Origin of the sequence: Microbispora sp. GKU 823, assembly GCF_002027145.1 — a bacterium.
GTDB classification, from domain to species: Bacteria; Actinomycetota; Actinomycetes; order Streptosporangiales; family Streptosporangiaceae; genus Microbispora; species Microbispora siamensis.
In genome coordinates this window covers 14,169-26,431 of record NZ_MWJN01000049.1, presented here as the reverse complement: position 1 = coordinate 26,431, position 12,263 = coordinate 14,169, and the positions used below count along the sequence as shown (strand labels likewise).

Sequence of the window (12,263 nt, the reverse complement as noted above, 5' to 3'; positions counted from 1 at the left end):
CCCGCTCTGGCTGCCGAGCAGGGGAGAGGGCACGCGCCGTGACGGCGACGCGCCGACCCCGTTCTGGGCCAAGCCCGCCGACCGCGACTCCGGCGACTGATGAGAAGCCGGAACAGTGATCGGGGGAAGGGCCTCGCCTTCGCGGCGGCCGTCGTGGTGCTCGCCGCCGTCGGCGTCTACCTCACGATGAGCCCGGGTTCCTCCTCCGGGGGCGACGAGCAGACGAGGGAGCAGTCCGTCGTGGCCACCCCGCGGGCGACGGCAGCGGTCCGGGAGCCCAGCCCGGTGGCCACGACTCCCGGCGCCTTCGACGTGTACGCGTACCTGCCGTTGTCGAGGGAGGAGATCGGCGCGGCGGCCGACCTTGCACGCCGCTTCACCGAGGCGTACGGCACCTTCTCTCCGGGTGAGGAGCCGGCGGCGCGGGCCGACCGGCTGAAGCGGTTCGCGACCGACGAGTTCGCCGGCCAGCTCACCAGGACCGTCACCGACCCCGCGGTGGTGCAGCAGAACGAGGCCGACCAGGTGACCTCCAAGGGGTCGGCCAAGGTGACGACGATTCGCGACATGACGGCCGACCAGGTGGTGTTCGTCGTGGGCTCGGTCCGCCACGTGACGGACAAGAACGGCCAGAAGGACGTGCCCGAGCAGTTCGCCGTGACCGTGGTCAAGGCGGGGACCGACTGGCGGGTGTACGACCTGCAACTGGCCGACGCCGGTCAGGACGGGGACACCTCGCCATGACCGTCTCGACGCGCGTCGTACGCGGGCTCGCGTCGGCGGGGCGGGACTGGCGGGTGATCGCCGTGGCCCTCGTCCTGATCGTGCCGGCCACGCTGTTCGGCTCGATCATCCTGATGACCCCCAGCCCGTCGATCCTCTTCGGCGGCGGCGCGGCCGAGAACTGCGCCGAGGCGGCGACGGGGGAGTCCGCCGCCGGCGCCGCCGACGTGTCCCAGACCGCCCAGGGCGACATCCCGGCCGACTACCTGGAGCTCTACAAGAAGTTCGGCAAGCAGATCGGCGTGCAGTGGAACGTCCTGGCCGCCATCGGCAAGCGGGAGACGAACCACGGCCGCTCGACGCTGCCGGGGGTGCGCAGCGGCACCAACTACGCGGGGGCCGCCGGGCCGATGCAGTTCCTCATCAGCACCTGGGGCGGCCAGGCCAGGATGAAGATCGAGCCGGGCATCAACGGCTACGCCTCCGACGGCGACGGGGACGGCTACGGCGACGTCTACAACCCGGCGGACGCCATCCTCGGCGCGGCCAAGATGCTCAAGCGCAACGGCGCCCCCGACGACCTCAGAAGGGCGATCTTCGTCTACAACCGGGCCACCTGGTATGTCGACCAGGTGCTGGAGATCGCCAAGCGCTACGCGGCGACCGGGGACATCGTCGTGCCGCCCGAGGCCGACCCGGCCTGCGACTCCGGCTACGTCGACAGTGCCCCCGACGACGTCGTACGCAAGATCCTCGAGTACGCTCTGGCACAGCGGGGCAAGCCGTACCGGTGGGGCGGCACGGGCCCGGACGCCTTCGACTGCTCGGGGATCATCTACATGGCCTACCGCAACGCGGGTCTGACCATTCCCCGCACGACCTTCGGCCAGTGGCCCTTCGGAGTGAAGATCGAGGAAGGCAAGGAGCAACCCGGTGACCTCGTCTTCTTCAACGCCGGCCCCGGCACGTCCAAGGACAGTCCGGGGCATGTCGGGATGATCGTGTCGCCCGGAAAGATGATCGAGGCGCGGTGCACCCTGTGCGGGCCCATCAAGGTCACGACGTACCGCGACCGGCCGAACATCGTGGGTTTCACGCGGCCACTGGAGAACGAGGCCGTCATCGAGCAACTGAAGCGGGCACAGACATGACGGACACGCAGCTCGTCGTCGGGGCCGCGATCGTCGAGGGCGGCCGCCTCCTGGCCGCCCAGCGGTCCGGACCTCCGGCGCTGCGCGGCGGCTGGGAGTTCCCCGGCGGGAAGGTCGACCCGGGGGAGGACGAGCGCGCGGCGCTGGTGCGCGAGTGCGCCGAGGAGCTCGGCGTCCGGGTCGTCCTCGGAGACCGCGTCGGCGGGGACTGGCCCCTGCAGAGCGGCTACATGATGCGCGTGTGGCTCGCCACCGTCGTAGCGGGGGTGCCCCGCCCGCTGGAGCACCTCGCGCTGCGCTGGCTGGAGCCGCACGAGTTGTACGACGTCCCGTGGCTTCCGGCGGACCTGCCGGTCGTCGCCGCGATCGAGAAGCTGCTGCCCGGCTCCTCCGGCACATAAATCGGGCGGATAGTCGCCGAATCGTTCGCAAGATCGGGCTTTGCTCCTGCTTTTACCAAACTACAATCGGTTCTGACCTCGAAGCCGGGCCGACGGGAGGCGAGCGGTGATCGGACGCGCGTACATGAGAGCCGCGTCCTCGGCTGTCGCGTCGGTGGCCATCGCCACGCTGGCGATTTTGGCCGTGGGCCCGGTGATCGGCGCCAGCGCCGACCCGGTGGAGCCGTGCGACCCCGTTACGGACCCCCAGTGCGCGGTCGTCACGGTCACCGTCACGCAGACGCCGCCGGCCTCCTCCTCGGGGGACGCGAGCCCCAGCGCCGAGCCCGTGGTGACCAAGACCGTCACCATCACGCCGACGCCGAAGCAGACCAAGACCAAGGCGCCCAAGCCGGCCACGACGACGACCGCTCCGCCCGCGTCCACGACGGAGCAGAACCCGCCGCCGCAGAACACGCAGACGATCCCCACGCCCGAGCTCCCCACGACGAGTCCCAGCCCGACCCCGGAGGACAACGGGCAGGTGGTCCTGCCCACCGCGTCGACCGAGCCGTCGCCCGACGTGGCGCAGCAGACCCCCAGCGCGGGCGTGTCGTTCGAGCAGCCCGATCCCCAGACGGTGCCGATCGAGATCCGCAACGCGTCCCCCGAGTACGACAAGCCGACGCTGGCCCACCGGCTCGCGATCCCCGCGGCGGTGCTCGTGGGCATCGCGCTGATCGCCTGGCTGGTCTTCGAGGGACGGCTGCGGAGGATGGCGCACGCCGCCGCCATACGGCGGGGCGGCCCGGCCGCGGCGCGGACGCCGGCTCCCGAGGCGGCGGCATACCCGGCGGCCACCCCCGGCTACGCCCCGATGGTCGGCTTCGTGCCCATGCAGCCCTACACCATGGGCTATCCGCAGCAGCCCTACGGCTATCCGGTGCCGTACGGCTACGCCCAGCCCCAGCCGTACGGATACCCGGTGGCCGACCCCGCCCAGATGCAGACGCAGCAGGGAGTGGCCGACCCCTGGAGCCAGGCGGTCGGCGAGGCCCAGGCCGGGGTCTGGACCGAGGCCACCCGGCCCGGCCATCTCCCGCAGCAGCCCCCGGGCGAGGACCCGACCACCCGGCGCTGACGAACAGAGACACGGAGACGAACAGAAAGGCGCCGATCGGACGGACCGATCGGCGCCTTTCCATGGGCTCAGCGCTGGCGCTTGAAGATCTTCGAGCCCAGCCAGACCAGCGGGTCGTACTTCCGGTCGACCACGCGCTCCTTCATCGGGATCAGCGCGTTGTCGGTGATCTTGATGTGCTCCGGGCAGACCTCGGTGCAACACTTGGTGATGTTGCAGTAGCCCAGGCCGTGCTCCTCCTGCGCCGACTCCTTGCGCTCCGCCACGTCGTACGGGTGCATGTCGAGCTCGGCGATCCGCATGAGGTAGCGCGGGCCGGCGAAGTTCGGCTTGTTCTCCTCATGGTCGCGGATCACGTGGCAGACGTTCTGGCACATGAAGCACTCGATGCACTTGCGGAACTCCTGCGAGCGCTCGACGTCGACCTGCTGCATGCGGTACTCGCCCGGCTTCACGTCGGCGGGCGGCGTGAAGGACGGGATCTCGCGGGCCTTCTGGTAGTTGAACGACACGTCCGTCACCAGGTCCTTGATGACCGGGAACGTCCGCAGCGGCGTGACCGTGATGGTCTCGCTCTCCTCGAAGGTGGACATCCGGGTCATGCAGCCCAGCCGGGGCTTGCCGTTGATCTCCATCGAGCACGAGCCGCACTTGCCGGCCTTGCAGTTCCAGCGGACCGCGAGGTCGGGGGCCTGCGTGGCCTGGAGCCGGTGGATGACGTCGAGGACGACCTCGCCCTCGTTCACCTCGACGGTGAAGTCCTCCAGGCGGCCCTCGCCGCCCTCACCGCGCCAGACGCGGAACTTCGCCTTGTATCCCATCACGACTCCTTGACCGCGGCGTCGTATTCCGCCAGCTCTTCCTCGGTGAGGTACTTCTCCAGCTCGGAGCGCTCGAACAGGCTGATGAGGTCGCCCCGCATGGACTGCTGGACCCTCTCCTCGACCGTGATGGACGTACCGTCCGGCTCGGCGGAGCAGACCAGCAGCTTGCGCCGCCACTCGGCCGACATCCCGGGGAAGTCGTCGCGGGTGTGGCCGCCGCGGCTCTCCTCCCGCATCAGCGCGGCCTTCGCCACGCACTCGCTGACCAGCAGCATGTTGCGCAGGTCGAGCGCGAGGTGCCAGCCGGGGTTGTAGATCCGGCTGCCCGAGGAGGCGGTGTTCCTGGCCCGCTCCTTGAGCTTCTCGATGACTTCGAGGGCCTCGCTGATCTCCTCGGACTTGCGGATGATGCCGACCAGGTCGTTCATCGTGCGCTGCAGCTCGTGGTGGACCTCGTACGGGTTCTCCCCGCCGGTCCGCTCCAGCGGGGCCAGGGCCTCGGCCTTGGCCTCCTCGACGCCGGTCACGGTCGGCCGCTTGGGCAGCCCGTCCACGTACGCCGCGGCTCCGGCGCCGGCCCGCCGGCCGAACACCAGCAGGTCGGACAGCGAGTTGCCGCCGAGGCGGTTGGAGCCGTGCATGCCGCCGGAGACCTCGCCGGCCGCGAACAGGCCGGGGACCGACGCCGCGCCGGTGTCGGCGTCCACCTCGACGCCGCCCATGATGTAGTGGCAGGTCGGGCCGACCTGCATGGGCTCCTTGGTGATGTCGACGTCCGCCAGCTCCTTGAACTGGTGGTGCATCGACGGCAGCCGCTTGATGATCTCGGCGGCGGGCAGGCGGCTGGACACGTCGAGGAACACGCCGCCCTGCGGTGAGCCGCGCCCGGCCTTCACCTCGGCGTTGATCGCCCTGGCCACCTCGTCACGGGGCAGCAGCTCCGGCGGACGTCGGTTGTTGGCCTGGTCGTTGTACCAGCGGTCCGCCTCCTCCTCGGTCGTGGCGTACTTGTCCTTGAACACGTCCGGGATGTAGTCGAACATGAAGCGGCGGCCCTCGGAGTTGCGCAGGACGCCGCCGTCGCCGCGCACCGACTCGGTCACCAGGATGCCGCGCACCGACGGAGGCCAGACCATGCCCGTCGGGTGGAACTGGATGAACTCCATGTTGATGAGCTTCGCGCCGGCGAGCAGGGCCAGCGCGTGACCGTCACCGGTGTACTCCCAGGAGTTCGACGTGACGACGTACGACTTGCCGATGCCGCCGGTGGCCAGGACCACGGCGGGGGCGTCGAAGACGATGAAGTCGCCCGTCTCGCGCCAGTAGCCGAAGGCCCCGGAGATGGCGTCCCCGTCCTTCAGCAGCCGGGTGATCGTGCACTCGGCGAAGACCTTGATGTACGCCTCGGGGTCGCCGTGCAGCTTCTCGTCCTCCTGCTGCAGGGCGACGACGCGCTGCTGGAGGGTGCGGATCAGCTCCAGGCCGGTACGGTCGCCGACGTGCGCGAGGCGCGGGTATTCGTGGCCGCCGAAGTTGCGCTGGCTGATCTTGCCGTCCTTGGTGCGGTCGAACAGCGCGCCCCAGGCCTCCAGCTCCCAGACACGGTCCGGGGCCTCCTTGGCGTGCAACTCCGCCATGCGCCAGTTGTTGAGGAACTTGCCTCCGCGCATGGTGTCGCGGAAGTGCACCATCCAGTTGTCGCTCGGGTTGACGTTGCCCATCGCGGCGGCGGCACCGCCCTCGGCCATGACCGTGTGGGCCTTGCCGAACAACGACTTGCAGACGATCGCCGTCCGCTTGCCCTGCTGCCGCGCCTCGATCGCCGCACGGAGCCCCGCTCCACCGGCTCCGATGACGACGACGTCGTATTCGTGACGCTCCACTTGAAATCCTTATGCGAACGGGAAGTTGATGACGCCCATGGCGACGAGCCGGACGTACAGGTCGGCGATCATGACCGAGAACAGCGAGGCCCAGGCGAACTGCTGGTGCCTGGCGTTGAGCTTCGAGACCAGGGTCCACGCCTTGTAGCGCAGCGGGTGCCTGGAGAAGTGGTTCAGGCGCCCGGCGGTGATGTGACGGCACGAGTGGCAGCCGAAGGTGTAGCAGAGAATCAGGACCGCGTTCGCGAGCAGAATCCAGCTGCCCAGCCCGGCGGGCTTGTGCACCAGCGCGAGCACCGCGTCGTACGTCAGGATCAGGCCGATGACGATGGCGAAGTAGAAGAAGTAGCGGTGGATGTTCTGCAGGATCAGCGGCAGACGCGTCTCACCGGTGTACTTCCCGTGCGGCTCGGCCACGGCGCACGCCGGCGGCGACAGCCAGAACGACCGGTAGTAAGCCTTGCGGTAGTAGTAGCAGGTGAGCCGGAAACCACCCGGCAGGCCGAGGATCAGTATCCCGGGCGGCAACGTGTACCAGTCGCCGAACGGGGCGAGCCCGAACAACCGGGCCCCCTCGGGACAGGACGTCGCCAGACACGGCGACGAGAAGGGCGCGATGTACGGGTCGACGAAGTAGCTCTTGTCGAAGATCGCCCAAAGTCCGTAAATCAAGAACAACAGGAGTCCGGCGAACGTGAACGCCGGAGCCAGCCACCATCGGTCGGTTCGTAGAGTGCGCACCCTGATCTGTGCGCGTTGTTTCCTTGCCGCGCTCTCGGCCGTTGTCTGGGTCATCGGAGACCTTCCACCCTCACTGACTCCGCGCACGCCGGAGCGACCGCGCCGTACTGCTCAGGCCGTGCGCGTTATTGGTGGGGCACACATTACGACGAGCACATCACGAAGTGTGAGGAGCGTCACTCCTCCCCGCTGTGATCTCGGTCACTTCCCCGGCAGTTTGACCACGGTCACGAAGAATTCATCGATCTGCCGTACTACCCGGGTGAACTGGTCGAAATCCACGGGTTTGGTGATGTACGCGTTGGCGTGCAGGTTGTATCCCCGCAGGATATCCTGCTCGGCCTCCGATGTGGTGAGGATCACAACGGGGATGGTCCGCAGCGAGGGGTCCTTCTTGACCTCCTCCAGCACCTCGAAACCGTTCACACGGGGCAGGTTGAGGTCGAGCAGCACCAGGTCGGGCCGGACCGCCGAGGAGTACGGCCCCTCGGCCCGCAGGAAGGCCAGCGCCTGCTCGCCGTCGTTGACCACGTGGAGGTTGTTGCCGACCTTGTTGTAGGAGAACGCCTCCTGGCAGAGCAGGACGTCGCCCGGATCGTCCTCGACCAGGAGGACCTCGATGGGGCGGAACTCGTTCATCGGCGCTCACTCATCGGGGTCTCCCAGGGCCGGCAGGGTCCAGCGGAACGTGGCTCCGGCGTCCTCGTTCGTGTCGAGCCAGATCCGGCCGCCATGATATTCCACGATTTTGCGGCACAGGGCCAGCCCGATGCCCGTCCCGGGATAGACGTCCCTCGGGTGCAGGCGCTGGAAGATCAGGAAGATGCGGTCGGCGTACTTCGGATCGACGCCGATCCCGTTGTCCGAGCAGCTGAACTCCCACATGTCGCCGTCCCGCCGTACGCCGATGTGGACGCGGGGAGGCTCCTCGCCCCGGAACTTGAGCGCGTTGCTGACGAGGTTCTGGAAGAGCTGGGTCAGCAGCGTGCGGTTGCCGACGACCTTGGGCAGGTCGTCGTGGGTGACCGTCGCGCCGGTCTCCGACAGCCGGGCGTCGAGGTTGCGCAGCGCGCCGGCCAGCGCGTCGCCCGTGTCCATCTCCTCCGGTTCACCGCCGACCCGGCCCACCCGCGAGAAGTCGAGCAGGTCGTTGATGAGCAGCTGCATGCGGCGGGCGCCGTCGACCGCGAAGCCGATGTACTGCCGGGCGCGGTCGTCGAGCCGGTCGGCGTAGCGCTGCTCCAGCATCTGGGTGAAGCTCGCCACCTTGCGCAGCGGCTCCTGCAGGTCGTGGCTGGCCACGTAGGCGAACTGCTCCAGCTCGCGGTTGGAGCGCTTGAGCTCCTCGGCCTGCTCGGCGAGCTGCTGGCGGGCCTCGGCGGACGACTGCCACTCGGTCATGATCCGGCGGCGCATGCCGTCGATGTGGCCCGACAGCTCCCACAGCTCGGCCGGCCGCTCGACCCCGAGCTCGTGGTCGAAGTCGCCCGCCGCCACCGCCCGCACCTGCCGGGTCAGCCGCGCGATCGGGTTCACGACCGCGCGGCGCACGATCAGCGCGCAGAACACGATCGCCAGCACCATCACGCCGACCAGCGCCGCGACCGCCATATAGATGGTGTTCCAGCCGGAGTAGAGCCGATCCCTCGCGACATCGTGCAGCCGCCCCAGCAGGGCCTGCTGCGTGTCGAGCGCGCTCCTGACCGCGGAGAAGCGCTGGAGGTTGCTCTTGGCCAGGTCGGTGAGCGGGCCGGGGCCGCTCTTGAGTGTCCGCTCGACCACGGGTTCGGCGTAGTCGCGCCGCCACGCGGTCGTGGCATCGCTGATCGCGCGGATCTGGCGGCGGACGCCGTACCCCTGGGGCAACTCGGGGACGAGCCTGGCGATCGCGTCGGTCGCCGACCGCTCCTCGGAGACCCCCTGCCGGTAGGTGTCGAGGTACTGCTGCTCGCCGGTGAGCCCGTATCCGCGGATCGCGCCCTCCTGCGCCTGCACCGCCCGGGCGACGCGCAGCGTCTGCAGGGCGGCGGGATCGACCGCGTCGACGAGGGTCTGCCTGGCCTCGTGCGTCGAGGAGAGCGCGAGCAGGATGGCGCTGACCGCGATCACGAAGATGAGCAGGACGCCCGCTCCTGCGAGCACGAACCACCGGCTGAGCCGCAGGCGGGAGCCCCGCGCGGACGGCGGCAGCGGGGGCAGCGGGGCCGGCGAGCTCACTGGTCGTCACCACGGGACACGAGGACGGCCGCGACGTCGTCGTGCATGGCGCCGTCGAGACTGGCGATGATGCGGTCGAGGTCGATCCCCGCCTGGGCGCGGATCAGGTTCGCGAGCCCCTCGGTGCCGAGCAGGTCGCGGTTCTCGCCGACCGTCGCCTCGATCAGGCCGTCGGTGTAGAGCAACAGCGACCACCGCTCGCCCAGGGTGACGTCGATGGGGGTCCACACGATGTCCGGGAAGATCCCGAGCGGCGGGCCCGACGGCGTCTCGGTGACCACGCCGAGCACGCCGTCGCGCAGCAGCAGCGGCGGTGGGTGGCCGATCACGTGCAGGCGGGCGCTGGTCAGGTCGGGGGCGATGGTCGCGGTGCACATCGTGGTGAAGATCTCGGGCGACTTGCGCTCGTGCCGCAGCAGCGTGTCGAGCGTGCGCAGCACGTCGTTGCCGGTCTGCCCGGCCAGCACCAGCGTGCGCCAGGCGATGCGCAGCGCCGTGCCGAGGGCGGCCTCGTCGGGCCCGTGCCCGCACACGTCGCCGATCAGCACGTGCACCGCGCCGTCGGGGGTCTGCACGGTGTCCCAGAAGTCACCGGCCAGCAGCCCGCCCGAACGTCCGGGAAGGTAGCGGGCCTGGTGGTGGAGGAGCGTGGGGTCGAGCAGGGGGACGGGCAGCAGGCCGCGTTCGAGCCGGGAGTTCTCCTTGCTGACGATGCGTTCCTGCAGGAGTTCGCGCATGGCGAGGTCGGCGCGCTTGCGCTCGATGGCGTAGCGGATGGCGCGGATCAGCAGCCGGGCGTCGACGTCCTGCTTGACCAGGAAATCCTGGGCTCCGGCGGCGACCGCCTCGATGCCGACGTGCGCGTCGCCGAGCCCGGTGAGGACGAGCACCGCCGTGTCCGTGGCCATGGCGAGGACCTGCTGCAGCGCCTCGAGCCCGGAGGCGTCGGGAAGGGAGAGGTCGACGAGCACGCACTGCACGTCGTCGGTGAGCCGTGCGCGTCCCTCGGCGAGCGTCCGCGCCCAGGTGATCTTCGGCGGCCTCTCTGCGCCCGCCAGCAACTCCTCGACGAGAAACGCGTCACCGGCGTCGTCCTCGATCAGCAGGAGGGTGAGCGGATCGGGCAGATCAGGGGAGACCGGGGTCACGAACGCCTCTCGTCAGCGTCGGCATCATCGTCGTGCAGCATCGTGTGCACAAACCTATCGTCTGGGGATTGCTCGGTTAGGGCTCACACGTCAACGAGCGCCTCTATTCCCTGGGGAAGCGTCCCATCACGCGCGGCCTCGCCGAGGAACGACAACAGCGTCCCACGGAAGGCCTGAGCCGCCCGAGTCGGCTCCACGTCCTTGCGGTGGGCGAGGGCGACCGTACGGCGCAGCCCGGGCAGCAACGGCGTGCCCGTCAGCCTCGGCCGGTTCTCCAGCACCATCGAAGGCACCACCGCGATGCCCAGCCCCGCCTCGACGAACCGCAGCACCGCGTCCATCTCCCCGCCCTCCACCGCGAAGCGCGGCTCGAACCCCGCCTGCCGGCAGGCCGCCAGCGTCGCCTCGCGCACGTCGTAGCCCCTGCGGAACATGACCATGGGCCGTCCGCGCAGGTCCTCGATCCGCAGGTACGATCTACGCCCCCGGGGCGACGTGGAGGCCACGACGAGGTTCTCTCTCAGGATCTCCTGGGTCACCAGGGACGGGTCGCTGCTCTGCAGCGGCAGGATGATCAGCGCCAGGTCGAGCTGGCCCCGGGCGAGGTCGCGGACGAGGTCGCGGGACCCGCCCTCCTCGACCTTCAGCTCCACCCCGGGATAGTCGCGGTGGAAGCGGGCCAGCACGTCGGCCAGCAGCCCGGCGCACAGCGACGGGGTCGCGCCGAGGCGCACCCGCCCCCGCCGCAGCCCGGCGAGTTCGGCGACCTCGCGCCGGGCGGTCTCGGCGTCGGCGAGCATGCGGCGCGCGAGCGGGAGCAGCGCCTCACCCGCCGGGGTGAGCGTGACGTTGCCCCGGGCCCGGCTGAACAGGGGCGCTCCCAGCTCGGTCTCGAGGCTCTTGATCTGCTTGCTCAGCGACGGCTGGGCGACCCGCATACGCTCCGCGGCCTGGGTGAAGTGCCGCGTCTCGGCCACGGCCATGAAGTAGGCCAGTTGCTGGAGCTGCACACCTCAATAGCCTAGGGCTATCGCCGAAACCGGCTCGATGCGCCCCCCGTGGTGTGGATCCGTGTGAACGGGGTGTGAGTTTCGTCGCACACCCCAGGGACCTTCGACTCTGGGAAACCGTGTGGGACAGAGCACATAGCCGGGGGCTATCGAAACCAGACCTGTCATGACTTGGACGTCTGAACAGCGCGAACCTAGCGTGTGCATTCGTGACTGCCACTGTTGACCACTCTGTGGACTCTGCTTCTGTGGACAGGGGCTCGGCGACCGCTCCGGTTCCCACGCATAACGCACCTCACAAGCCCGCCGGGCCCGCGCCGCGTACGCCCGCCCGTCGCGGCCTGCTCGGCACCTCGGCCGGCAGGAAGGCCGTCATGGCCGTCACGGGCGCCGTTCTCGTGCTCTTCCTGATCGGCCACATGCTGGGCAACCTCAAGATCTTCCTGGGTGCCGACTCCTTCAACCACTATGCCGACTGGTTGCGCACCGTGGGCTCGCCCGCACTGCCGAACCGGACGTTGTTGACGATCACCGAGATCGTGCTCGTGGTCTGCGTCGCGCTGCACATGTGGGCGGCGGTGTCGCTCGCCCGCAGGGCGGCCAAGGCGCGGCCCGTGAAGTACGCGGCCAAGCGGAAGTCACAGGCCAACGGGTATGCCACGCACACCATGCGGTACGGCGGCGTGATCATCGTGTTGTTCGTGATCTGGCACCTGCTGGACATGACCTTCGGCACGGTGAACCCCAAGGGCGGCGACGCCACGCCGTACGACCGGATGATCGCCGGCTTCCAGCCCGACCGCTGGTGGGTGGCGCTGTTCTACCTGGTCGCCATGGTGATGGTCGGCCTGCACCTGCGTCACGGCCTGTGGAGCGCGTTCCAGTCGCTCGGTCTGACCCGCCGCCCCCGCGTCCGCAGCACGCTGCAGACGATCGCCGTCGCGGTCTCCGCGGTGCTGGTGCTCGGGTTCGTCGCCGCGCCCGTCTGCATTCTGATCGGAGTGGTCAAGTGAAGTTCCGTCGCCGCGCCCAGCAAGAGAACCAG

12 protein-coding genes are annotated in these 12,263 nt (G+C 69.5%); 5 read left to right on the top strand and 7 right to left on the bottom strand.

Features of this window, described 5'->3' with window-relative positions; translation table 11 throughout:
* Positions 1 to 99: 99 nt before the first annotated feature.
* The 4 genes from B1L11_RS24600 to B1L11_RS24585 all read left to right on the top strand — a co-directional run bounded on the left by B1L11_RS24600 (position 100) and on the right by B1L11_RS24585 (position 3,395).
* The gene (locus B1L11_RS24600) at positions 100 to 744 is read left to right on the top strand and encodes a hypothetical protein (protein ID WP_079316675.1); all 645 of its coding nucleotides are present in this window, start codon (positions 100 to 102) and stop codon (positions 742 to 744) included.
* Positions 741 to 1,874, top strand: a complete 1,134-nt coding sequence (locus tag B1L11_RS24595; protein ID WP_079316674.1) for a bifunctional lytic transglycosylase/C40 family peptidase — start codon at positions 741 to 743, stop codon at positions 1,872 to 1,874. The genes B1L11_RS24600 and B1L11_RS24595 overlap by 4 nt, the downstream gene beginning before the upstream one ends.
* Positions 1,871 to 2,275 (top strand): (deoxy)nucleoside triphosphate pyrophosphohydrolase, encoded by a 405-nt coding sequence (locus B1L11_RS24590; protein ID WP_079316673.1) that lies wholly within the window; start codon positions 1,871 to 1,873, stop codon positions 2,273 to 2,275. The genes B1L11_RS24595 and B1L11_RS24590 overlap by 4 nt, the downstream gene beginning before the upstream one ends.
* Before the next feature lie 106 nt (positions 2,276 to 2,381).
* Positions 2,382 to 3,395: a hypothetical protein gene (locus tag B1L11_RS24585; protein ID WP_143737510.1), complete on the top strand. Its 1,014-nt coding sequence runs from the start codon at positions 2,382 to 2,384 to the stop codon at positions 3,393 to 3,395.
* Positions 3,396 to 3,463: 68 nt separating this feature from the next.
* Here the strand turns inward: B1L11_RS24585 and B1L11_RS24580 are convergent, their stop codons facing one another.
* The 7 genes from B1L11_RS24580 to B1L11_RS24550 form a co-directional block, all read right to left on the bottom strand.
* On the bottom strand, positions 3,464 to 4,216 hold the full coding sequence (locus B1L11_RS24580) for a succinate dehydrogenase/fumarate reductase iron-sulfur subunit (protein ID WP_079316671.1): 753 nt from the start codon (positions 4,214 to 4,216) through the stop codon (positions 3,464 to 3,466).
* Positions 4,216 to 6,102: a fumarate reductase/succinate dehydrogenase flavoprotein subunit gene (locus B1L11_RS24575; RefSeq protein WP_079316670.1), complete on the bottom strand. Its 1,887-nt coding sequence runs from the start codon at positions 6,100 to 6,102 to the stop codon at positions 4,216 to 4,218. Before B1L11_RS24575 ends, B1L11_RS24580 begins: the two co-directional genes overlap by 1 nt.
* A gap of 9 nt (positions 6,103 to 6,111) precedes the next feature.
* Entirely contained in the window at positions 6,112 to 6,897 is a 786-nt protein-coding gene (locus B1L11_RS24570; protein WP_079316669.1) for a hypothetical protein, read from the bottom strand.
* 147 nt (positions 6,898 to 7,044) lie between these two features.
* The gene (locus B1L11_RS24565; protein WP_079316668.1) at positions 7,045 to 7,482 is read right to left on the bottom strand and encodes a response regulator; all 438 of its coding nucleotides are present in this window, start codon (positions 7,480 to 7,482) and stop codon (positions 7,045 to 7,047) included.
* 6 nt (positions 7,483 to 7,488) lie between these two features.
* Positions 7,489 to 9,060 (bottom strand): ATP-binding protein, encoded by a 1,572-nt coding sequence (locus B1L11_RS24560; protein ID WP_079316667.1) that lies wholly within the window; start codon positions 9,058 to 9,060, stop codon positions 7,489 to 7,491.
* Complete coding sequence (locus tag B1L11_RS24555) at positions 9,057 to 10,208, bottom strand: PP2C family protein-serine/threonine phosphatase (RefSeq protein WP_079316666.1); 1,152 nt, start codon at positions 10,206 to 10,208, stop codon at positions 9,057 to 9,059. Before B1L11_RS24555 ends, B1L11_RS24560 begins: the two co-directional genes overlap by 4 nt.
* Positions 10,209 to 10,291: 83 nt before the next feature.
* The gene (locus B1L11_RS24550; protein WP_079316665.1) at positions 10,292 to 11,218 is read right to left on the bottom strand and encodes a LysR family transcriptional regulator; all 927 of its coding nucleotides are present in this window, start codon (positions 11,216 to 11,218) and stop codon (positions 10,292 to 10,294) included.
* Between the two features lie 209 nt (positions 11,219 to 11,427).
* Here B1L11_RS24550 and B1L11_RS24545 point away from each other — a divergent pair, with 209 nt between their 5' ends.
* Positions 11,428 to 12,231 carry a succinate dehydrogenase cytochrome b subunit gene (locus tag B1L11_RS24545; protein WP_306291702.1) on the top strand — a complete coding sequence of 268 codons (804 nt, stop codon included), beginning with the start codon at positions 11,428 to 11,430 and terminating at the stop codon, positions 12,229 to 12,231.
* Positions 12,232 to 12,263 lie beyond the last annotated feature (32 nt).

Excerpts from the sequence above, each read along its gene's own strand:
- B1L11_RS24580 (WP_079316671.1), bottom strand. The coding sequence starts at position 4,216 with ATGGGATACAAGGCGAAGTTCCGCGTCTGGCGCGGTGAGGGCGGCGAG.
- B1L11_RS24590 (WP_079316673.1), top strand. The coding sequence starts at position 1,871 with ATGACGGACACGCAGCTCGTCGTCGGGGCCGCGATCGTCGAGGGCGGC.
- B1L11_RS24600 (WP_079316675.1), top strand. The coding sequence starts at position 100 with ATGAGAAGCCGGAACAGTGATCGGGGGAAGGGCCTCGCCTTCGCGGCG.
- B1L11_RS24565 (WP_079316668.1), bottom strand. The coding sequence starts at position 7,482 with ATGAACGAGTTCCGCCCCATCGAGGTCCTCCTGGTCGAGGACGATCCG.
- B1L11_RS24595 (WP_079316674.1), top strand. The coding sequence starts at position 741 with ATGACCGTCTCGACGCGCGTCGTACGCGGGCTCGCGTCGGCGGGGCGG.
- B1L11_RS24570 (WP_079316669.1), bottom strand. The coding sequence starts at position 6,897 with ATGACCCAGACAACGGCCGAGAGCGCGGCAAGGAAACAACGCGCACAG.